Here is a 21,191-nt window from a genome sequence, read left to right on the forward strand (position 1 = left end):
GTTGCTGACCCTGAAAAAATCGCCACGAAATACTCCAATCCATTCATTATGAGTTACCCGGGCACTGCTGCTCATACACAGCCCGGTAGCGTTCCACCATCCGCTCCAGACTGAATTCGGTCTCGGCGCGCCGGCGGGCGGCGCGGCCGTGCCGTTCCCGCATAGCGGCATCCTGCACATAAGGCTTCAATGCCTGTGCCAACGCCTCGGGATCGGCGCGCGGCACCAGGGCGCCGGTCTCGCCGTCGAGCACCAGTTCAGCATTGCCTCCCACATCGGTCGCGATCACCGGCAGGCCGCAGGCCATGGCTTCCATCAGCGTATTGGAAATCCCCTCGGCCAGCGAGGGCAGCACGAACAGATCCAGCGCCGGCAGCAGTTCCGCCACGTCGTCGCGTGACCCGGCCAGCCAGGCCTGCGCCAGGAGGCCGGACGCCTCCAGTGCCTGTTCCAGCCGGGCGCGTTCACCGCCCTCCCCGATCAGCACCAGGCGCAGGCGCGAACTGATCTCCGGCGCCAGCCGCTGCAGCCGGACAAAGGCCCGGACCAGGCTGTGCTGGTCCTTGATCGCGGCCAGGCGCCCGACCGTGCCGATGAGGATGCTGTCGGCAGCAGCGAAACCAGCCGGCAGCCGGGCCCGCGCCTGCGCGCCGTCCGGGTGAAAACGCCCGATATCCACACCATTGATGATACGGGTCAGCCGCGCCGGCTGCACGCCGATGCGCGTGTCGAGATAACGCTCCAGATCGCGCGACAGGGGGATGAAGTGGTGAATGAAGGGCCGGAGCAGTCGCCGCTGCAGGATGTACTTGCGGTTGGTGCCATCCACATCCAGCACATCGCGACCGTGTTCCCCATGGATGCGGCAGGGTACGCCGGCCAGCCAGGCCGGCAGCTGCGCCTCCATCGCAGCCAGATTGCGCGAATGCACAATGTCCGGCCGCAGGCGCCGGAACAGCCGATGGAGCTGCACATACATGCGCCAGTCGTGGCCGGGACGCTTGTGCAGGGCATGGATCTGCACGTCGTCGCGTTCGATGCGGCGGCTGAAATCGGTGTAGTCGGTCAGGCTGACGATATGGTGCCGGAAGCGCTCGCGCGGCAGCCGGTTGATCAGGTTGACCACACCGTTCTCGAGACCGCCCACGCCAAAGTGATAAACGACATGCAGTATGGTCAGGGACGTGGGCGGCATGGCCGCCCGACTCATCCGTCACCCTCCCGGCTGCGCTGCCAGGCCAGTTCGATGCGCGCCTCCAGCCGCGGCAGCAGGTCACGCTGGAACCGGCGCAACGCCTCGCGGTCGGTGCTGCCGGCCGGATCCTCCTCGGTGAAGATCACGATGCCGACCGAGGGGCGGCCGTTGCCACGCAGCCGCTCCCAGGCCTCCAGCAGCTTGCCCAGGTAGGGGTTGGCCGTGTGGTGGCCGCCGATCCGGTACCAGTCGTGGATCAGCAGCCGCTGGGCGGCGGACTTGAGCCGGGTCTGGATGACCCGGCCGGGGCCGCCCTCGACGCTGACCCGGGATTCGCCCACCTGATGCCAGACCGGGTGTTTCTGCGCAATCATCACATTCTGCGAATTGATCAGCTCCGCCCCCTGGCGCGGCCGGGCGTAATAGGCCAGATACACGCCCACGCTGGCCTCGCCCTGCGCGAAGAAGCCCAGGGCCTCGGCGTCCATGCCCCGATAGTCGGGCTGCCAATCGGTGAAGGGCTCGACCCGCTGCCAGCCCGCGGCGGCTTCGGGCAGCGTCAGGGCGATGCGCTCCCGCTCCAGACCGATATCGCGCTCCAGCAATTGCGCGGCCACCGGCCAGGCGGCCAGCAGCAGGATGAGCAGCGCGAACAGGCCATAACGCGGAGCGCCGCCCGCAGCCGCCCCCGCACGCCCGGCCGGTGCCGGTACCGGCTCGGGTTCCTCGCGCCAGAAGCTGCCGATCCAGAACATCAGCAGCATCACGATGCCGAAGAAGACCCAGCCATAGATGAAGTGATCCACCCCGAGGGCCAGCTTCATGTCGCTGAGATGGGCGATCATCACGATCATGTAGGCACGCAGGCCGTTGGCGAGGATGGGCAGGGCGATGGCGAACAGGATGAACAGGATCCGCCGCCGCAGGCTGGTGTAGTTCAGATAGGCATACAGTGCCCCCATGGTGAGCGAGGCGATCAGGTAGCGGATGCCGCTGCAGGCCTCGACCACGGACCAGTTACCGCTGGGAATGCTGAAATAGGTTCCTTCCACGTAGACGGGGATGCCGCTGAGCTTGATCAGACTCACCGTGAACACAGCGGTGAAGTCCATCAACGGCGGAATCAGGCCCTCACCCATGGGCACGGCGAAGATCAGGAAGAACAGCGGAAAGGCGATCTGGCGCACCACCGCCCAGCCGAGCAGCGCCCACACCAGCAGCGGGATCATGGCAATGAAGCCGAGTTGCCTGATGACGGCCGCATCGACCACCTCGGCCAGCAGCCACAGCAGCCCCGGCAGCGGCAGCAGCCACAGCGCCCGGGCGTCGGCCGCCACCGGCGTCACGGCCAGGTGCTCGCGGCGGCGCCAGACCAGGAACAGCACGATGGGAAAGATCAGGAAGCCGTGGGCGAAGGTCTCGGAACGCGACCAGATATCGATCATCCCGGCCAGGGTCTGGTGATAGAACGCCAGCAGGGACAGCAGCGCGACCACGAACAGCAGCAGCTGTTGCTGCACGCCCGACGCCTGCATCTGCATGCTCGTCGACTGATTCATCATCCCCCCGGTACGGCCCCTGCGAGCAGCGCGTCCGCTGCCCGCCCTGTCCCCGGATCCAGCATCGCCTGCAGACGTGACAGGTTGATGTCCCAGTCGTAGCGGCGCCGGATCCAGTCGCGCGCAGCCGGCGCGGTCTGGCGTTCGCCCAGCAACTCCACCGCTGCGCTCACGAACTGCGCCTCGGTCTCGGCCCGGCGCAGGTCCGCGCCCACGGGATAATCGATGCCGTCCAGCGCCTGCGGGCTGGCGATCACCGGCCGGGCCATGGCCATGGCCTCGAGCACCTTGTTCTGCACCCCGCGGGCGATCCGCAGCGGCGCGACCGCGGCATGGGCATGCTCGAGATAGGGCCGGATGTCTTCCACCGCCCCGGTCACCCGCACCCCGGGCAGGCGCTCCAGCCGCCTGACCGCCTCGGTCGGCCGCGCGCCGACGATGGCGAACAGCGCATCCGGCACCTGCTCGCGCACGGCCGGGAAGATGTCGCTGGCAAACCAGTTCACCGCATCGGCGTTGGCCCAGTAATCCATGGCGCCGGTGAACACCAGCACCCGGGCCCCGGGATCAAAGGGGCTGTCGATCTCCGGCCGCGGGGTGAAATAGCCCCAGTCCACGCCGTTGTCGTAATAGCCGATATTGCATGCGGCCGGCACCCGCTGGGCGAACAGGGCCGCCTCTTCGGCCGAGACGAACACGCTGGCGTCGAAGCACTGCGCGATGCGGCGCTCGTAGCGGTCCAGCCGGCGTCCCTCGCGCCGGTAGACCCAGCTCATGGGCCAGCGCTGGGCACGGCTGTACTGTTCCCACTTGTCCGAATCCACGTCCACGAAGTCGATCACCCGCCGCAGGCCGGTGAACTCATCAGCGTCAAGATACTGGGCCATGGAAGAGGAAAACACGAAGGCGGTCTCGATGCCCTGCTCCGCCACGCATTGCCGCACCCAGTCCGCCATGCGCGCATCGCGGTAGTACGGCAGCGTCAGCGGCGCACCGGTAAGCAGCCCGCGCAGGCTGCGCAGTCGTGCCCGACGCGGCGGCAGCGGCAGCAGCCGGCACTGGCGGCACCAGCGCTGCAGCGTTTCGGCATAGCGCCAGTCGCGCGGGTCGTCGACGAAGGCGCCCAGATAGACCTGATAGCGCTCGGCCAGATAACGCAGGACGTGATAGGACCGGATCTTGTCCCCCTTGTTCGGGGGGTAGGGAATGCGGTGAGCGAGATAGAGAATCCGTTCCATGAGACACACTATCCCAGGTATTTGGCCAGATAGGGCCCGAGCGAACGGCTCAATCCCAGCGGCAGTTTCGACCACAGGTCGATGAACAGCTTGTATTTGGGGTTGGTCGGGCTGATGTTGGGCATGTCCGTGGCCCGGACCAGGTGGTATTCGTAATACAGCGGCTCGGGCTCGAAGCCCCAGTTCTTCTTGAAACTGTAGGAACCGGTACCCTGCTTGCTGCGGCCGTAATCGAACAGACGCACGCCGCGCTCGCAGCTGCGGCGCATCAGTTCCCAGTACATGAAGTCGTTGCCCTTGAGCTGGCGGGCGCTGGCCTTGCCGCCGCCATAGTAGGGCAGCACCTGGTCGCGGAAATAGAAGCTCATCACCGCGGCCACGGTCTCGCCGTCCTTGAGCACGGTCAGTATCTCGCAGTCGTCGCCGAATTCCTGCTTGAGATTCTCGAAGAAGCTGCGGGGAAACACCGGCGTGCCCAGGTTGCGCACGCTCTCGGAGTAGGCGTCGTAGAGCCGCTCCACGTCGGCGTCGATCTCGCTGACCAGACCGGCCTGGATGCCCTTGCGCACCATGGCGCGCTGCTTGCGTGGAATCGCCTGCAGGTTCACCTCCGGATCCGGATCCAGCGGCTTGCGGAAGGTGACATACAGATCCTTGGTCGGCCAGTCGCTGCAGGTCGCGCGCGGGTGGCGCAGTTCCAGGAAATCGACCTGCAGGCGTTCCGCCCGCTCGACCGCCGCCGCGATCAGGGCCTGGCGCGCGGCTTCATCCGCGGCGGCCACCCCACCATAGACGCAGAAGGGGGTGCTGACCAGCGAATTGCCGAACAACAGGCTCTTCAGCTGCCCCAGCGGCAGCACGCCCTGGATGTCGCCGTCGCGCTCGGCGTAGAGGCAGGTCATGGGGTGGCCGTAGGTGCGCTCGATGACGCGCTTCCAGCCGGCGCGATGAAAGAAGGTGGCCTCGGGACACTGCTGCACGAAGGCGTCCCAGCGCCCGGCGCTGGCGTCATCCAGTTCGCGGATCTGTACGGTGTCGCTCACGGCGCGTTCCATGCGGGGAACCTCGCTGCCGGGGTGAAGGTCTCGTCCATGCGCTGCCAGGCGAAATCCGTCAGCAGCCGTTGCAAGCGCGCCTCCATGCGCCGCAGATTGAGATAGTGCCGGAACCGGGTCCGTGCATTCAGCCCCGGCTGACGCGGCTGGTCCGGGTCGATCTCCCAGGGATGGAAATAGAACACGCACGGCTGACCGTCATCCTGATTGACCCGGCGCATGGCCCAGCGCGAGATCCGGTAGGGCAGCAGCCGGAAATAGCCGCCGCCACCGCAGGGCAGGTTGCGCGCGCCCAGACGCAGGGTGGTGACGGGCACCTCGACGAAGTCGCCGCCGTTGACCCGGAAGGCGAAGCGCGGCGCCTCGGGCATGCCGTAGAGGTCATGGTTGATGGGGTAGATGCTGGAGCTGTAGCGGTAGCCTTCCTCCTCCAGTACCGCCAGGGCCCAGAGGTTGTCGCGGCCGATGGAATAGCTGGCGGCGCGGTAACCGGTCACCGGCACGCCGGCGATGTCCTCCAGCAGCGCCTTGGTCCGGCGCACGTCGGCGCGGAAATCCTCCGGTCCCTGCTGGGTCACCCGGGTGTGCTGGAAGCCGTGGCTGGCCACTTCGTGGCCCTCGGCCACCATGCGCCGGATCAGCTGCGGATGGCGCTCGGCCACCCAGCCCAGGGTGAAGAAGGTGGCGCGCACCCCGGCCCGGCCGAACAGGTCCAGGATGCGCGCGGTGTTGCGTTCGACCCGGCGCGGCAACTGCTCCCAGTCGTCGCGGCGGATGAAGGGCTCGAAGGCCGAGACCTGGAAGTAGTCCTCCACGTCCACGGTCATGGCGTTGGCACAGGCAGAGCGAACAGTACTCATGAAACGGCCCTGGCGGCCTCCCGTCGGTCGTGCCAGTCGAGGATGATCTGCTTGATGCGCTGGGCCGCCTTACCGTCCCACAACTCGGGCACCCGGCCGCGCTTGCCGCCGGTGGCCAGCGTCTCCTCGACCACGGCGCGAATGCGCGCCACATCGGTGCCGACGATGGTGTTGGTGCCCTGGCTGACCGTGATGGGCCGCTCGGTGTTCTCGCGCAGGGTGATGCAGGGCACGCCCAGGGCGGTGGTTTCCTCCTGCAGGCCGCCGGAATCGGTCAGGACCAGGCGGGCACGGGACATCAGCCCCAGCAGTTCCAGGTAGCCCAGCGGCTCCAGGGTCAGGATGTCCGGGGTCTCGAGCAGTTCCATCAGGCCCATATCGCGGGCGCGGGCACGGGTGCGCGGATGCATGGGGAAGACGATGGGCGTGCGCGTACTGAGCTCACGGATCACCCCCAGCAGACGTCTGAGCACGACCGGTTCATCGACATTGGAGGGCCGGTGCAGGGTGAGTACGCCGAACCCGCGGCCATCCTGCAGAAAGCCCATGCCGCCGGCACGTTCCAGGGTCTGTTCGGCCGGCACTGCCCGGGACAGATGCCCCAGCAGGGTATCGATCATCACATTGCCGACGAAATGGATGCGCTCGTCGGCAATGCCCTCGCGCCGCAGGTTGTCGCGGGCGCCGGCCTCGGTCAGGAACAGCAGTTCGGAGAGTTGATCGGTCAGTACGCGGTTGATCTCTTCCGGCATGCCGCGGTCATAGCTGCGCAGCCCGGCCTCGACATGGATCACCGGCACGCCCTGCTTGGCCGCCACCAGGGCGCAGGCGATGGTGGAGTTCACATCGCCGACCACCAGCACGGCGTCCGGCGCCTCGGCCTCCAGCACCGGCTCGAAGCGGCGCATGATCTCGGCGGTCTGCTGGCTGTGGCTGCCGGAGCCGACCCCCAGGTCGATGTCCGGCTCCGGGATGCCGAGCTGATCGAAGAAGGCGGTCTTCATGGCGGCATCGTAATGCTGGCCGGTATGCACCAGGGTGGCGGTGAGCGGCTGCGGACCGCTGCGGAAAGCCGCCATCAGGGGCGCGATCTTCATGAAATTGGGTCGGGCACCGACGACACACAGCAGTTTGGGACGGGCGTTGGCACTCATGGATGCAGGACCTGTCAGTGGCGGATGAACGACGCAGGGATCAGGCCTTGTCGGCCTTCTTCAACTGTTCCAGGGCCTCGGAATAATCGACGTCGTCGCCGGAGAGCATGGCCATCATGATCAGTTTCTGCATCCGGTCGCGGTCCTTGCGTACCCGTTCCTCCAGCGCCTCGACCTTCTTCTCCAGCGCGATCAGGCGCCGCTCGGTGTCGGTGACCGTGTTGCTGGGACGGTCGGCTTCCGGGGCGGGCTCCGCCAGCCGGTTGTGCGGGGCCGGCTGGGCGGTGCGGGCGATGCGGTCAAGGTCCGGAGTTTCCTGGCGCTGCTCCTCGACCACGAACTGGACCGTATCGGCATTGAACTCGTGGATCTCCTCCAGACAACCGTAGAGGAACAGGCGGTCGCAGAGGTTGTTGATGCGCCGGGGCACGCCATCGCTGAATTCATGAATGGCGGCGAAGGCGGGCTCGGTGATGACCGGATCGTCCTGCCAGCCGACCAGCCGCAGCCGGTGCTTGACGTAGTCGATGGTCTCCTCCTGCTCCAGCGGCCCGAGGTGATAGGAGGCGATCACGCGCTGGCGGAACTGCTCCATGCCGGGCGACTGCAGGGTGTACTGGAACTCGCCCTGTCCGAGCAGGAAGCTCTGCAGCAGCGCCTTCTCGCCGACCTGGAAGTTGGACAGCATGCGCAACTCCTCCAGCGAGCGCGCCGGCAGGTTCTGCGACTCGTCCACCAGCAGCAGCAGCCGCTTGCCCTCGCGGGCGCGGGCGGTCATGAAGGTCTCCAGATTGCGCAGCACCTGGGCCTTGTCCGCACCCTGGCTCTGCAGGCCGAAGGCGGTGGCCACCGCGCGCACCAGGTCGTCGGATTCCAGCTGGGTGGTGACGATCTGGGCGGCGATGATGTTTTCCTGCTGCAGGCTGTTGAGCAGGGCGCGCGCCAGCGTGGTCTTGCCGGTGCCGATGTCGCCGGTGATGATGATGAAGCCCTCACCCAGCTGCAGTCCGTAGCGCAGGTAGGCCAGCGCCTTGGAATGGCCCCGGCTCTGAAACAGGAAGCGCGGATCCGGACTCAGCCGGAAGGGCTTGGATTTCAGATTGTAGAAGCGCTCGTACATCAGAACTCCATCCGCACTCTGGCGGTGATGCGGTTTTCCTCGTACTCGTTGGCGGCGCGATCCGACTCCTGCTCGGTGCGCCGCAGTTCCAGCGAGCCCCGGGCCCGGGGCGTGAAGTCGTGTTCCACCGACCACTGGGCGAACCAGAGCCGGTCGTCCTGGGTGCCGCTGGCGCGCAGGGTGTTGACCAGACCGCCGCGCAGGATGAAATCGGTGGTGCCGTCATAGGCCCAGCGCCAGGCGGCGTCGCCGCCGTTGACCCGCTCGGTGGTGCGGCTGGTCAGGAACAGCCGACGTTCGTTGAAGATGCGGCCGGTGAAGGTGCTGCGGCCGGTGTCGTAGCTGGCGGTGCCGCTGGCGCGTTTACGTTCGATGATCTCGTCGGTCAACACCAGCACGTCGACGGGAAGGAAAAACGATCCTGGCTGCGGCTGGTCGAAACTCACCTCGCCGGTGAAGAGATCCAGGTAGCCCCGCTCCAGTTCCGCCTGCTGCACCGTGGTGGTGTCCTCGTTATAGGTGGCGCTCAGGGTCAGCGCCGGCCCGCGGTGGCGGATACGCGCATCCCAGGCCGCGCCCAGAAGGGTGCCGACGTCGCGGTCGTAATAGGTGATCTCCACATCGGTGCGGCGGGTGGGGTTGAGCCGCAGGGTGGCGGTCTTGTACTCCTCGCCGTACAGGGCCTCCATGGCGTAGTAACGGCTGGGACGCCACAGGGCACCGCCGGCGACATAGCTGCCGTTCTCCACCTGGCGGGAACTGGGATAATCGTTGTCCTCGTTGCCGGCGCGGGCCAGCAGCCGGAAGCTGTCGGTCAGCCGGTAGGCGACATCGGCACGGGTGGACTCGAAGCTGGCGTTGGGTGCACTGCTGCGGCTGATGCGGTTGCGGTTGTGGTTCAGGGACCAGGTCACCACGCGCCAGAACCGGCCGCTGGCCAGGTTGATATCGGCGCCGTCGGCGCTGGAGTCGGAGGCGCCGCCGCTCTCATAGCGGATCTCGTCGCGGGTATAGCGGGCCAGGACTTCCACCTGGCCGCCGAAATCGTGCACCAGATAGGGACTGATGCGCAGGGTGCCGACATCGTCCAGATCGCCGGCGCCGGTCACCGTGTCCAGCGACAGGCGTCCGGACTGGTTGGTGTTGCGCTGGGTGTAGGTGGCCAGGGTATCCAGATAGAACCAGTCCGGCTTGAGCTCGAACTGGCCGGCCCCGAACAGCTTGTGATTGATGTCGTTACTGGAACTGGTATCGGCGAACAACAGCCCCTGCAGCTCGTAATCGAATTCCACCCGGGAGCGGCCGCCCTGCTTGCTGAGGTTCACCCCGGGGCTGACCTCGGTCACCAGGTCGGCGTCGCCGTCCGGTTCCAGTTCGATGTTATCGGTGAAGGTCTCGCTCAGGGTCAGGCGCGGCGTCACCTGCCAGCCCTGCGCCAACTCCTCCTCCTCGGCCAGAACCGCCGGACTGAGCAGGAGCGAGACCAGGGCCGGAACCAGCACGTATCCCTGTGGACGTTTGTTCTTATTGGCCGTATCCATAACCATAACCGTAGTAGTCCCCTCCGAATGTGCGGTGGCTCTTGTTCAATACCAGGCCGACGATCTCGGAGTCATTCAGCATGCCCAGGGCCTCGGTGACGATGCGCTGCGGCGTCCTGGATTCCTCGACCACCACCAGGATCTGCCCCATCAGCCCGGCCAGCACCCGGGCCTCGCTGGTCAGCATCAGCGGCGGTGAATCGAAGATGATGACCCGGTCCGGATAGCGCAATGACAACTCGTCGGCCAACCGGCGCATGTTGCTGCTACCGAGCAGTTCGGTCGAATGGGTGTGACGCTTGCCCGCCGGCAGCAGGCTCAGGCTGGGCACATTGGTGCGCAGCAGGGCATCCTGCACCCGGCACTCACCGAGCAGCACGTCGGTCAGGCCCTGACGGGCCGACACCCCCAGGCGCGAGGTCACTTCCGGCTTGGCGATATCGGCATCCACCAGCAGCACCGTCTTGTCCATCTCCATGGCGATGCTCATGGCCAGGTTGATGGCGGTGAAGGTCTTGCCCTCGCCGGCCACCGAACTGGTGACCATCACCAGGTTGGGATGCTCGACCTGAGAGGCCGACTCCCCCATCACATGGGCCAGGACCGGGCGCTTGATGCGCCGGAATTCCTCGGCCATGTAGTTATCCTTGGGATCGGCGCTGGGATCGAGGATACCATGCGCATAGAGGGCATCGATCCGGATCTGGGCATCCGGGTCGCGGGTATCGTTGAAACCGGGCGCCTCCGCAGCCGGCTGTGCGTAATCCTGGTGCGGGGTCGATCGGCGCGACTCCCGGGGCGCAGGTTCTGGCGCGGCTGCGGTGTCTTCGATCAGCTCGGGGGTATCGACCTTCTCCGCACCGCCCAGCTTCTCCATCGCCTTTTCGATTATGCTCATGCGGCTCTCCCCGTCAGGCCCGCAACAGGTTCAGGTTCAGTATCTCGGCGGTGACCACCAGACCGTACAGGCACAGGAGGCCCACGGTGGCCATGGCCAGTCCGGCCAGGGCCAGCCGGCGTTTCTTCAGATAGTCGTCGGTGTAGATCATGCACACGCTGCCGAACACCGGATGGCCGGTGAGTTCCTTGAGCAGGCGGGCATCCTCGAAGGTCGGGCGGATCTGATACAGGAGAAAGCCGATCCCGCCCCCGACGCCGAAGGCCAGGCCCAGCACGATCGACATGAACATCACGCGCGGCGGGCCGGAGGGCTCGATCGGCACCCGCGGCGGATCCACCACCCGGAACTTGACGTCATCGGCCGAGATGTCGGCCTGCTTGGACAGCTTGGCCGCCTCGCGCCGCTCCAGCAGTTCCTCGTAGTTTGCCTTGTTGACGTTGTAATCCCGGTTCAGGCGAGCCAGTTCGGCCTCGACCTGGGGAATGGTGTTGATCATTTCCCGGAGTTTGGCCACGCGCTCCTCGTACTCGTTCACCCGTACCTGCAGTCCGGCGATCTGGGACTCGGTCTCGCCGATCATGATCTTGAGCTGCTGGTAGACGGGATTGGCCTGCTGACCGCTGTCGGCCGAAGGCGGCTTGATCTGCGCGCGCTCCCGTTCCAGCTTGCGGATCAGGCCCTGGATCTCGATGACATCCGGGTGCTTGTTGGTATAGCGCAGCAGCAGGTCGTCGAGTTGCTGCTCCAGCGACCGGATGCGCGCATCCAGCGCCGCCCGTTCCGGCGACTCGCCGGCGCCGTACAGGGTGAACTCACTGGTCTGTTCCTCGAAGTCCTGCAGCTGGCGCTGCTGGGCGGCCAGGCGGTTCTCCAGTTCGCGCAACTGCAGCTGGGCGTTCTGCTGTTCGGCCAGCGCCGACTCCAGGCGCTTGTAATAGTCCTCGCCCTCCCCCGGCATCATACCGACGTGCTCACGCTTGAACTCGGCCAGCCGGTCCTCGGCCTCGCGCAGGCGCGACTCGTACTCCGCGATCTGGCGGTCGAGAAAATCCTGCGCGGCATCGGTATCGGCCCGGCTCTGGCCCAGGGTATTCTCCACGAAGATGGTCAGCAGCGACTGCACCACCCGTTTGGCCAGGTTGCGGTCACTGTCGGTGTAGGAAATGGTGTAGAGGTTTTCGTTGCGTGTGCTCTCGATGCGGATCTTGCTGCGCAGGCCCGAGATGAGGTCCTCCATCTGCTTCGGATTCTCGGCGCGCAGATCCAGATCGGTCATGCGCGCCAGCTGCTCGAGGTTGGGATTGCTGAGCAGGGTGCGGGTGATCAGCCCCACCTGCTCGACAGCGCCGGAATCGACGGCCAGGCCGCGCAGCAGCGGCCGCAGCATGGACTGGGTGTCCACATGCACCCGCGCCGAGGCCTGGTAGACGTCCGGCATGCGCAGCACCGCCGCCCAGCCTATGATGCAGACCAGCCAGGTCACGGCCATCATCATCCAGCGGTAACGCCACATACCGCGCGCATAACGGATCAGCTGATCGAGCAGCTCCTGCATGATTGCGACCTTCTCTCTCGGCTCAGAACCAGGCTTCGGGGATGATCAGGATATCGCCTGGCATCATGCCGACATTGGCCCGGATATCGCCGCCGTTGATCAGGTCGTCGATGCGCACATTGAACTGTCTGGACTCGCCATCGACCCTGCGCACCACGGTGGCGCGGTTGCCGGCGGCGAAATCGGTCAGTCCGCCCACCGCGATCATGACATCCAGCAGCGTCATGCCGTCACGGTAGGGAATGATCTTGGGATCGGAGGCCTGGCCGACCACCCGGATCTGGCTGTCGTAGGTTCCCTGGAAGCTGGTGACCATGACCGTCACCACCGGATTCTTCACGTAGGTGCCCAGCTTCTCCTCCATCACCCGGGCCAGCTCGGTCGGGGTACGACCGCTGGCCTGGATATCCTCGATCAGAGGCGTGGTGATGCGCCCGTCGGGCCGCACCGGCACGGTGCTGGACAACTCGGGGTTGCGCCAGACGAAGATGTTGACCGAATCGCCCGGGCCGATCACATAATCGGGCGACTGGGTCACGGCCGGCGGCTCGCCGCCGAGCTGCTCGTAATTGGTGGCGCAACCGGCCACGCCCAGCAGGGCAGCCGCCGCCAGGGCCATGAACTTGCAGGCGAGTGATCTGAGTTCCATTTTCACGAGTGAATCCCCTTAACGCGGTAGGTTGACGTTTTCAACATCATGAATTCTGATTATTTATCAAGCAACCGATGTCCAGGCCGCAGTGCCCACCCTCCCGGTGGAACCGGCGATCTTGTTGACACCCCGGCCAGTGTAACGACTCGCCCGTGGACGGGCTACCCGGAGCGGCCGCCGGCGCTGTACCGGCGGACTGTAAAGAACATCGGCAATACAGTGCGAAAGTATAGGGGAAAATCAGATTCCCGGTGTCAGCCAAGGCTGACACCGGGAATCTGTCAACCGGCCGCGCTGCGGGAGGCAGGGACCCGCAGGGTCGGCTGGTCGCCGGAGAGGGAGTCGATCAGGGCGCGGAAGTCAGGGCGCTTGCGCTGGATGGTCTCGAGCAGCTGCTCGGGCCGGGCAATCATGGGCTGACGCCGGCCGTGATAGTCGACAATCGGACCGATGGGGGTGAAATTGATGCCGAACCGGGTCAGCAGCCGGCTGAGTGAAGGCTCCATCACCGCGTACCAGTGGGTGATGCCTCGGCGGCGGCTCATGACGAACAGCATCGCAATCAGACCCAGCGAGATGTGGGGGAAGATGCGTCGCGCATCCTCGATCTGCTGTTCGGTGGCATATTCCAGTTCGCCGCTCACACCGGCGACCGTGCCCGACTCGCCCGGGCGGCGCTTGAATCCGCGGGCAACCGCGAAACGCGAGACTTCCGCCAGGTGCGCCCGGTCGACACCGAAGCGGTCAATCACCTTCTGGTCCAGCATCCCGGCGCACTGCAGTTCGACCGGGAAGGGGGTCTCGATGTCATCCGGGTCCGGCTGGATCAGACGCACCACGCCGGCGGGATAGCCGGTGCTGCGGTGCTGGACCAGGGCCTGCAGCGAGCGGGCATCGTAGGCGTCACGCTCCTGCCCGTCCGGGAAGGCCGCGGGGTCCTCGAAGCCGCGCTCCAGGCAGTAGACCTCGTAGCGCACCCGGTGGGCCCGTTCGCGCAACGGCTCGGTGGTGGCTTCCATTCCTTCGAGATAGCGGTAAAAACTGGTTAACAGATCCATGCCCAACCCCCAAAATTCAAATAAAAAAATCAAACACCTGTCACAAGCACTACATACGCCCTCTGACGCCGGACAACCGTTAAATCGTTCACATTTACGCCCATCGGCCAGCCCGGAGTGTCACGGGTCACAGCCAAACCTACCAGACTTTGATGTCAAAATCGGCCCGACAGGCGCATTCATTGAGCCGGAACCGTGAACCGGGTCACAAAGCCCGCAAAAGAGAATACAATAGGCCATTTCCGCCCCGCGGCCGGCAGCTGGACAACGGATATAACAAATGACGCCACCCGCGTACGACTATCAGGAAGCCGTTTCACGCAACCTCGGCTGGGTCACGCCCCGGGAGCAGGCCGTCCTGCGCGACCGGCGCGTGGCCATCGCCGGCATGGGTGGCGTCGGCGGCAGCCACCTGCTCACCCTCAGCCGACTGGGCGTGGGCGCCTTCTCCATCGCCGATTTCGATGACTTCGAACTGGCCAATTTCAACCGCCAGGCCGGGGCCATGTCCTCCACCCTGGGACAGCCCAAGGTGGATGTGCTGGCCCGGATGGCCGCCGACATCAACCCGGAAGTGGATCTGCGCCGGTTCCCGGCCGGCATCGGCGAGGCCGACCTGGAGGCCTTTCTGGATGATTGCGATCTGTATATCGATGGCCTGGATTTCTTTGCCATGGCCATCCGCCGGGCCATGTTCGCCGCCTGCCACCGGCTGGGCATCCCGGCGGTAACCGCCGCCCCGCTGGGCATGGGCACGGCGGTGCTGTGCTTTCTGCCCGGCGGCATGAGCTTCGAGGACTATTTCTGCCTCGAAGGCCGGGACGAGACCCAACAGCTGCTGCGCTTCCTGGTCGGACTGGCCCCGGCCGGCCTGCATCGGGCCTATCTGGTGGATCCGCGCAGTATCGACCTGGCCCGCCACCGCGGCCCCTCGACCAGCATGGGCTGCGAACTGGCCGCCGGCGCCGCCGCCAGCCAGGCGCTGAAGCTCCTGCTCAACCGCGGTCCGGTCCTGGCCGCTCCTCACGGCATCCAGTACGACGCCTACCGCAACCGCGCCCGACGCACCTGGCGGCCCGGCGGCAACCGGCATCCGCTGCAGCGGCTGACCCTGACCCTGGCGCGGCGGCAGATGCAGCGTCTGGCAGACGCCCCGAGCCCGCCGGCCGCCGCGCCTCCCGAGGCCACTCTGGACCGGGTCCTGGACCTGGCCCGCTGGGCGCCGAGCGGCGACAACACCCAGCCCTGGACCTTCGAGCGCGTCGACGCCGACCAGTTCATCATTCAGGGCTGTGATACCCGTGACCACTGTGTCTATGACCTCAACGGCCATGCCAGCCAGCTCGCTGTCGGCACCCTCCTGGCGACGGCCCGCATCGCGGCCAGCGGTGAAGGCTGCCGGCTGCAGGCCGGGTTCGAGCCCGACTCGCACGAGCAGGCTCCGCGGCTGCGGGTACGGCTGGAGCCGGATCCCACCGTCAGTCCCGATCCCCTGCGCCATTTCATCACCCACCGGGCTGTTCAGCGCCGCCCCCTGTCGACCCGGGCGCTGACCGCCCGGGAAAAGGCCCGGCTGGAGGCCGCCGTCGGGCCGGATTACGGGCTGGTATGGCTGGAGGGCTGGCGCTCGCGGCGGCAGATGGCCGGGCTGTTGTCACTGAACGGCAAGCTGCGTCTGACCCTGCCCGAGGCCTACCCCACCCACAGCAGCATCATCGAGTGGGGGGCCCGCTACAGCACCGACCGCATCCCGGAACAGGCCGTGGGGGTCGATTACCTCACCGCCCGCTTGATGCAATGGGTGCTCGGCAGCTGGAACCGGGTGGCCTTCATGAACCGCTACCTGGCCGGCACCCTGATGCCACGGCTGCAGCTCGATGTGCTGCCCGCCCTGCTGTGCGGCGCGCATTTCCTGCTCGTCGCCCCACGCCCGCCGGTGGACCACCGGGACTACATCGCCGGCGGCGAGGCCGTGCAGCGGTTCTGGCTCACCGCCAGCCGCCTGGGGCTGCAACTCCAGCCCGAATACACGCCGCTGGTGTTCGACGAATACGTCCGGCTGGACACACCCTTCACCGAACATGCGCCGTCCCGCGCGCGCGCGCGCCAGGTCAGCCAGCGGCTGCGTGAACTGTTCGGCCAGGAGGCCTGCCATCGGGCCCTCTTCCTGGGTCGGATCGGCGCCGGCGACCCGCCCCGGGCACGCTCGACACGCAAGCCCCTGGACAGCCTCATGCGTCCTGACTGAGTGATTGTCAGGCTTTTTTACAGAATATTTTTCATATTTTCCAGTTGGTTGCAACTGACCGGGCAAATCATCCCGGCGCAGCGCAATTGAGTGGCATGGCCGACGCCCGATCATGTCCATTTTTTTTACATTCACATCCGGCGCCATTCCTCGGCAATAATAAATATATGATTTTTAGTCATATTTTAAATTGGCACGCAAACTGCTTTGCTCTTGGCAACCCTGATACGTGCTATCAGCCTTCGAAAATCGGTACAACGGGAGTCGGATAATGAAAAAGCAACTCTTGGCAAGCCTTGGGGCAAGCATGCTGGCCGTCAGCGGCGCGGCCAATGCCGCCTTTCTGCTGGATGACTGGACCCTGGACGTGACAGGCGTCGACGGCCTGGTGGCCGGTGACGTGCTCGGCACACCGCACACCGTGGTCTCCGGGATCAGCCAGATGTCCTTCCTGGCCCAGGGGCTGTCGGTGACCAACGACACCAACGGCGACGGCCTGCCCAGCGTCGGCGAGACCTTCGACGTCTTCGCCAACGGCCGCATCAGCGACTTCGTCGACAACGGCGGCAGCAGCGTGTCCCCCATCCTGCTCAACACCGACGCCTCCTCCGGTGCCCAGAACGGCTGGGAAATGACCTTCACCTTCGAGGTGAGCGGCGCCTACACCGCGCTCAACGCCGGCTCCGCCGAGTTCACCCACCTGGCCGCCGGCATGGCGGGCACCACCGGTGAACTGAAGTTCTACATCGACGACATCACCGACGGCTCCAAGTCGGCCCTGTCCGCAGCCGCCCCGCAGGCTGACGACGGCACCCACATCGCCACCTTCCTGATCAGGGCCGGTGACGGCGGTGTCTTCAGCTTCCTGACCGGCGACGGCTCCGACGACGCCCGCTTCGAGCTCGACTGGGCCCTGCCCGGTGTGTTCCTGGACAAGGACGGCGACAGCCTGACCGCTGACGGCACCCTGATCGGCATGTCGGATTCCAACTTCGACTCCGATCCGGACGGCACCGGCACGCCCTTCAGCTTCAACATCGGCGCCTTCAACTGCGGCAACTCCGCCACCAACTTCTGCTTCGAGGAAGATGGCAGCTTCCGCATCCCCGAGCCGGGCATCCTGGCCCTGCTGGGCGCCGGCATCCTGGGGCTGACCCTGACGAGCCGCCGCCGCAAGTCCGCCTGATCGCACCAACTCAGGCACTCACGAAAAAGCCCGCAATTCAGATTGCGGGCTTTTTTTATGTACACTGCAAAAATATCACAACGCAGCGACGCCAGGGCACGCAGGACGCAGCTATTGTTGATCCAGTAGAAACTTCTCCTATCAGCAGGCCCGGTCATTGCCTATATTCGGTTATCATAACCGCGTCGTCATCCCCGCGCAGGCGGGGATCCAGTCACCACAGCGGTATCTGGATTCCCGCCTGCGCGGGAATGACGGAAATCAGTACTACATGATGTCTGACAGCTTCTTCATGCAACTGTCAGGTAAAACTCACGGTCTCTGCGCCTTTGCGCCTTCGCGGAGAGATCTTTTCCAATACCGAGAGCCAACCGGATAGAGCCCCGCCCATGCCCAGTCTCGCCATCGCCAGAGTCATGCTCCGGGAGTTGTTCACCTTCAGCCAGGTCGAGCGCGAGCCCGAGCCGGATCTGGTCATGGACGACCCGGACAAGGTGGCGGCCTATACCCGGGCCGGACGCGTGGACGGCGTCATGGCGCCGGTCTATCTCTTCCACGGCGCCAATATCCTGGAGATCCTGAAACCCGGCGACCGGGCCATCGATCTGGCCTGCGGCCCTGCCACCCAGCTGGGCATGGTGGCCGAACTCGCCCCCGAGGTGAATTTCACCGGCATCGATCTGTCCGATGAAATGCTCGGGATCGCGGAGCGCTACATCCAGGAACGGGGGTATGACAATGTCTCGCTGCTGCGCAGCGACATCAGCCGCCTGCAGGCCCTGGAGGACAACAGCGTGGATGCGGTCTTCTCCACCATGGCCCTGCACCATCTGCCGGACCCGGCGCATCTGGAGGCCACCTTCCGCGAGATCAGCCGGGTGCTCAGGCCCGGAGGCGGGATCTACCTGGCGGATTTCGCCCGGCTCAGGTCACCGGCCTCCATCCAGTACTTTGCCTACCAGTACGCGGACCGCCAGCCCGAGTTGTTCACGCTCGATTATCTCTACTCGCTCAAGGCGGCCTTCAGTGTGGCCGACTTCCGCGCCGCGACCGCGCACCTGGACGGCCGGGCCCGGCTCTACGCCCCGCATGTCATGCCCTTCATGCTGGCGGTAAAGAGTGCGGCACGCAGCACCGAGCAGGCGCGGCTGCGTCCGGCGCTGGCCGCAATCGCCGCCGCCCTGCCGCCGAATCACAAGACCGATCTGAAGGATCTGAAAACCATCTTCCGGCTGGCCGGGATGAAATGCGGCCTGGTGTGATCCCGGACGCGGTCCGGCTTCCCCTCATTCCACCGGCGCCCTGCCGTTGAGCTCCAGCATCCTGTTATAGGTATCCTTGACCGCCGGATTGTTGCGCTGCATCAGGTAGGCCTTCTCGGCATGCCGCAGGGCTTCTTCGGGCCGCTCCTCGGCAATCAGCATGGCGTAGTTGTTGAGCGCGGCGACATGATCCGGGGCCCGCTCGAGCAGACGCTGGTACAACTCCCTGGCCCGGGCGTGCGCCCCGGTCTGGATATAAACCCTCCCCAGGGCCGCCATCACCTCCAGATCCTCGCCTTCCTGTTTCAGCCAATCGTCCAGGACCGCCTCCGCCCGATCGGCTGCGCCGGTTCTGAGGTACTTGTCCGACAGCAGAATCGCGATCCGCGGCAGATGCAGTTGCTCATACAGCGCCTCGAAATACTGGATGGAGCCCTCCTCGTTGCCCTGGACCGACTCGAGGACGCCGGCGAACATCCTGGCTTCCCGACTGTCCGGGTAGAACTGCTCCAGCCGCGCGACCGTCGCTGCCGCGGTCTCGACCCGGCCTTCCAGCAGCGCGGCCTGGGACCGGATCATCAGCGCGGTGAAGTTCCTCTCATCCCGTTCCAGGATGCGCTGTGCCGCCGCAGCCGCCTGCTGCGGCTGCCCCAGCGCCAGCGAGGTACGGGCCCGCAGCTGCAGATACTCCAGACTGTCCAGAACCGAGGCCGGCAGCCCGCTGAGGGCATAGTCGGCGGAGGGGAAGTTGCCCTGTTCGAGATAGGCCCGTGCCAGGGCCAGCCCGGCCTGGGTACCAACGGCGCCGGATGTCTCGCTGCGCAGCAGACCGACCGCCTTGTCGTAGCGCCCGAGCAGCGTGTAGATATTCGCGGCACTGACGCGAGTGCGCGGATCGTTGTCATGCAGGGCACGCTCGATGTGAGTCTCGGCTGCCCCGGCCTCGCCACGCTGTGTCATGATCCGTGCCAGTCCGAGGTTGGCCCGGGGCTCCTGCGGCTCAATGGCCAGAATCCTGCGATAGTAGGACTCGGCGTCCTCCAGATCGCCCGAGCGCATATAGAACACAGCCAGATTGCTGAGCGCACCGATATCGTCGGGATCGGCCTCGATGGCGGCGAGGAAGGCGTCTTCGGCCTGCTCCGACTCGCCTCTGGAGGCATGAATCAGGGCACGCAGTTCGCGGAAATCGGCATTATCCGGGGACTCGGCAAGCACCGACTCGATCAGGGCCCCGGCCTTGTCGACTTCGCCCCTGTCGATCAGCTTGAGCGCGACCAGCTTGCGGATCTCCAGCGGCTCGGCCGCGCTCTCCACCACCTGGTCGATTTCGGCCAGACCGGCCTCGCTCTGCCCGGAGTCCAGCAGCAGCATGCCCAGGTTCATCCGGTAGGCAACGTTGTCGGGATCCTGGTCCAGCAGCGCATCGACCACCTCCCTGACCCGGGCCATGTCGCCAGCGCGCAGATAGGTTTCACCCAGCAGGGTCAGCACCGAAGGATCATCCGGCCGGATCTGTCTCAGACCCTGCAGCAGCTCAATGGCGCGGGGATAGTCGCCGAGCCGGAAAAAGACATGTGCGCGGATCTTGTCCAGCGGATAGAAGCTGCGTTGTATCGAACTGACGAAACGTTCGATATGGGTATTCGCCTGCTGATCGTTGCCCAGCGCATAGTGGGTCAGTCCCAGATACATATGGGCCGGGACAAAGGCGTCATAGGTACTGACCACGCGTTCGAAGTGACTCAGGGCCGGCGGGTAATCGGCCTCGGTGAACAGCAGCAGCCCCTCGATGTAATCAACCGCGGGGTGTCGGGGTGCAATCGCCTTGAGCTGTTTGAGATTGGCCACGGCCGCCTCGCGATCGGAGTCGGCCATCGCGATCAGCGCCAGATCGATGTAGACGTTGTAGAAACGCGCGCCCGCATCCACCGCAGCGAGAAGATGCCGCTTTGCCTGTTCCAGCGCCTGCAGCCGCAGGTAGAGCCGGCCGATCAATGCCTGGAGATAGGGGTCACCCGGCTCCAGGGCATCCAGACGTTCCCGGGCCGTCTCCCTGTCACCCTGGCCAAGCCTGTACATGATGCCGGCCAGCTGGACGTCGCCAAGCTCCGGCGCAAGCGACTCGGCCTGCTGCAGATAGGTCTGCGCCCGCCGAACATCCCTGGCCTGCAGTGTTGCCAGTGACTTGTACGCCAGTACCTGTGCAGTGACCGCGCTCCCCAGCCCCTCGGGTTCCAGCGCCAGCAGGCGCTGATGACTGGGCGCGGAATAATAGGCCCTGGCCAGCCGCGGATAGACGGCTGCCGGCGCCATGCCCAGTTCCAGCGCCTTCTCCAGTTCCTTGTAGGCCGCATCCAGCTTCCACTGCTTCATGTAGGCATCGGCGAGCAGCCACCTGGCCTCGATATCGTCGGGGTCGGCCCGCAGCAGATTCTTGAGATGGATCTCCGCCGCCTTGTAGTCGTACTCGGCAATCCGGCTTTTCGCCTCCAGGCGGGTCTCTTCCGGGGTCATTGAGTCAAAGCCGCAGGCGGCAAGCGCCAGGGCAAGTACACAGGTTGCAAGTATGACGGGCGCGTTGCGGAGCAATCTGCCAATACAAAT

16 protein-coding genes are annotated in these 21,191 nt (G+C 65.6%); 3 read left to right on the forward strand and 13 right to left on the reverse strand.

Going from position 1 to position 21,191, the window contains the following annotated elements; genetic code table 11:
- Nucleotides 1–46: 46 nt before the first annotated feature.
- The 12 genes from CFK21_RS11350 to CFK21_RS11405 all read right to left on the reverse strand — a co-directional run bounded on the left by CFK21_RS11350 (nucleotide 47) and on the right by CFK21_RS11405 (nucleotide 13,888).
- A complete protein-coding gene (locus tag CFK21_RS11350) occupies nucleotides 47–1,195 on the reverse strand; it encodes a TIGR03088 family PEP-CTERM/XrtA system glycosyltransferase (RefSeq protein ID WP_096366765.1) in 1,149 nt (382 codons plus the stop codon).
- 11 nt (nucleotides 1,196–1,206) lie between these two features.
- A complete protein-coding gene (gene xrtA / locus CFK21_RS11355) occupies nucleotides 1,207–2,736 on the reverse strand; it encodes an exosortase A (protein WP_172844296.1) in 1,530 nt (509 codons plus the stop codon).
- A 17-nt stretch (nucleotides 2,737–2,753) separates the two neighbouring features.
- A complete protein-coding gene (locus CFK21_RS11360; RefSeq protein ID WP_096366767.1) occupies nucleotides 2,754–3,992 on the reverse strand; it encodes a TIGR03087 family PEP-CTERM/XrtA system glycosyltransferase in 1,239 nt (412 codons plus the stop codon).
- Nucleotides 3,993–4,000: 8 nt separating this feature from the next.
- A complete protein-coding gene (locus CFK21_RS11365) occupies nucleotides 4,001–5,047 on the reverse strand; it encodes a FemAB family XrtA/PEP-CTERM system-associated protein (RefSeq protein WP_096366768.1) in 1,047 nt (348 codons plus the stop codon).
- A complete protein-coding gene (locus tag CFK21_RS11370; RefSeq protein WP_231971502.1) occupies nucleotides 5,032–5,907 on the reverse strand; it encodes an XrtA system polysaccharide deacetylase in 876 nt (291 codons plus the stop codon). The genes CFK21_RS11365 and CFK21_RS11370 overlap by 16 nt, the downstream gene beginning before the upstream one ends.
- On the reverse strand, nucleotides 5,904–7,061 hold the full coding sequence (gene wecB / locus CFK21_RS11375; RefSeq protein WP_096366770.1) for a non-hydrolyzing UDP-N-acetylglucosamine 2-epimerase: 1,158 nt from the start codon (nucleotides 7,059–7,061) through the stop codon (nucleotides 5,904–5,906). Before wecB ends, CFK21_RS11370 begins: the two co-directional genes overlap by 4 nt.
- A gap of 40 nt (nucleotides 7,062–7,101) precedes the next feature.
- Nucleotides 7,102–8,181, reverse strand: coding sequence for an XrtA/PEP-CTERM system-associated ATPase (locus CFK21_RS11380; RefSeq protein WP_096366771.1), 1,080 nt, complete (start codon nucleotides 8,179–8,181; stop codon nucleotides 7,102–7,104).
- Nucleotides 8,181–9,722, reverse strand: a complete 1,542-nt coding sequence (locus CFK21_RS11385; RefSeq protein ID WP_157745638.1) for a TIGR03016 family PEP-CTERM system-associated outer membrane protein — start codon at nucleotides 9,720–9,722, stop codon at nucleotides 8,181–8,183. Before CFK21_RS11385 ends, CFK21_RS11380 begins: the two co-directional genes overlap by 1 nt.
- Nucleotides 9,706–10,620, reverse strand: coding sequence for an XrtA-associated tyrosine autokinase (locus CFK21_RS11390; RefSeq protein WP_096366773.1), 915 nt, complete (start codon nucleotides 10,618–10,620; stop codon nucleotides 9,706–9,708). Before CFK21_RS11390 ends, CFK21_RS11385 begins: the two co-directional genes overlap by 17 nt.
- Nucleotides 10,621–10,633: 13 nt before the next feature.
- Nucleotides 10,634–12,178, reverse strand: a complete 1,545-nt coding sequence (locus CFK21_RS11395; protein WP_096366774.1) for an XrtA system polysaccharide chain length determinant — start codon at nucleotides 12,176–12,178, stop codon at nucleotides 10,634–10,636.
- A gap of 22 nt (nucleotides 12,179–12,200) precedes the next feature.
- Nucleotides 12,201–12,827, reverse strand: coding sequence for an XrtA/PEP-CTERM system exopolysaccharide export protein (locus CFK21_RS11400; protein WP_096366775.1), 627 nt, complete (start codon nucleotides 12,825–12,827; stop codon nucleotides 12,201–12,203).
- Nucleotides 12,828–13,111: 284 nt separating this feature from the next.
- Nucleotides 13,112–13,888, reverse strand: a complete 777-nt coding sequence (locus CFK21_RS11405; RefSeq protein ID WP_096366776.1) for a PEP-CTERM/exosortase system-associated acyltransferase — start codon at nucleotides 13,886–13,888, stop codon at nucleotides 13,112–13,114.
- A gap of 280 nt (nucleotides 13,889–14,168) precedes the next feature.
- Between CFK21_RS11405 and CFK21_RS11410 the strand changes: the two genes are divergently transcribed.
- The 3 genes from CFK21_RS11410 (at nucleotide 14,169) to CFK21_RS11420 (ending at nucleotide 18,584) form a co-directional block, all read left to right on the forward strand.
- Nucleotides 14,169–16,136, forward strand: coding sequence for a ThiF family adenylyltransferase (locus CFK21_RS11410; RefSeq protein ID WP_096366777.1), 1,968 nt, complete (start codon nucleotides 14,169–14,171; stop codon nucleotides 16,134–16,136).
- 271 nt (nucleotides 16,137–16,407) lie between these two features.
- Entirely contained in the window at nucleotides 16,408–17,322 is a 915-nt protein-coding gene (gene pepA, locus CFK21_RS11415) for a flocculation-associated PEP-CTERM protein PepA (RefSeq protein WP_096366778.1), read from the forward strand.
- A gap of 389 nt (nucleotides 17,323–17,711) precedes the next feature.
- Nucleotides 17,712–18,584: a class I SAM-dependent methyltransferase gene (locus CFK21_RS11420; RefSeq protein ID WP_096366779.1), complete on the forward strand. Its 873-nt coding sequence runs from the start codon at nucleotides 17,712–17,714 to the stop codon at nucleotides 18,582–18,584.
- 24 nt (nucleotides 18,585–18,608) lie between these two features.
- On the opposite strand, the gene prsT is transcribed toward CFK21_RS11420, so the two are convergent.
- A complete protein-coding gene (gene prsT, locus CFK21_RS11425; protein WP_231971503.1) occupies nucleotides 18,609–21,101 on the reverse strand; it encodes an XrtA/PEP-CTERM system TPR-repeat protein PrsT in 2,493 nt (830 codons plus the stop codon).
- Between the last annotated feature and the right edge of the window lie 90 nt (nucleotides 21,102–21,191).

Origin of the sequence: Thiohalobacter thiocyanaticus, from assembly GCF_002356355.1 — a bacterium.
GTDB lineage: Bacteria > Pseudomonadota > Gammaproteobacteria > Thiohalobacterales > Thiohalobacteraceae > Thiohalobacter > Thiohalobacter thiocyanaticus_A.

Excerpts from the sequence above, each read along its gene's own strand:
- CFK21_RS11420 (WP_096366779.1), top strand. The coding sequence starts at position 17,712 with ATGCCCAGTCTCGCCATCGCCAGAGTCATGCTCCGGGAGTTGTTCACC.
- prsT (WP_231971503.1), bottom strand. The coding sequence starts at position 21,101 with ATGACCCCGGAAGAGACCCGCCTGGAGGCGAAAAGCCGGATTGCCGAG.
- CFK21_RS11365 (WP_096366768.1), bottom strand. The coding sequence starts at position 5,047 with ATGGAACGCGCCGTGAGCGACACCGTACAGATCCGCGAACTGGATGAC.
- CFK21_RS11385 (WP_157745638.1), bottom strand. The coding sequence starts at position 9,722 with ATGGATACGGCCAATAAGAACAAACGTCCACAGGGATACGTGCTGGTT.
- CFK21_RS11395 (WP_096366774.1), bottom strand. The coding sequence starts at position 12,178 with ATGCAGGAGCTGCTCGATCAGCTGATCCGTTATGCGCGCGGTATGTGG.
- CFK21_RS11370 (WP_231971502.1), bottom strand. The coding sequence starts at position 5,907 with ATGAGTACTGTTCGCTCTGCCTGTGCCAACGCCATGACCGTGGACGTG.
- CFK21_RS11360 (WP_096366767.1), bottom strand. The coding sequence starts at position 3,992 with ATGGAACGGATTCTCTATCTCGCTCACCGCATTCCCTACCCCCCGAAC.
- pepA (WP_096366778.1), top strand. The coding sequence starts at position 16,408 with ATGAAAAAGCAACTCTTGGCAAGCCTTGGGGCAAGCATGCTGGCCGTC.
- CFK21_RS11380 (WP_096366771.1), bottom strand. The coding sequence starts at position 8,181 with ATGTACGAGCGCTTCTACAATCTGAAATCCAAGCCCTTCCGGCTGAGT.
- xrtA (WP_172844296.1), bottom strand. The coding sequence starts at position 2,736 with ATGCAGATGCAGGCGTCGGGCGTGCAGCAACAGCTGCTGCTGTTCGTG.
- wecB (WP_096366770.1), bottom strand. The coding sequence starts at position 7,061 with ATGAGTGCCAACGCCCGTCCCAAACTGCTGTGTGTCGTCGGTGCCCGA.
- CFK21_RS11405 (WP_096366776.1), bottom strand. The coding sequence starts at position 13,888 with ATGGATCTGTTAACCAGTTTTTACCGCTATCTCGAAGGAATGGAAGCC.
- CFK21_RS11410 (WP_096366777.1), top strand. The coding sequence starts at position 14,169 with ATGACGCCACCCGCGTACGACTATCAGGAAGCCGTTTCACGCAACCTC.
- CFK21_RS11390 (WP_096366773.1), bottom strand. The coding sequence starts at position 10,620 with ATGAGCATAATCGAAAAGGCGATGGAGAAGCTGGGCGGTGCGGAGAAG.
- CFK21_RS11350 (WP_096366765.1), bottom strand. The coding sequence starts at position 1,195 with ATGCCGCCCACGTCCCTGACCATACTGCATGTCGTTTATCACTTTGGC.
- CFK21_RS11400 (WP_096366775.1), bottom strand. The coding sequence starts at position 12,827 with ATGGAACTCAGATCACTCGCCTGCAAGTTCATGGCCCTGGCGGCGGCT.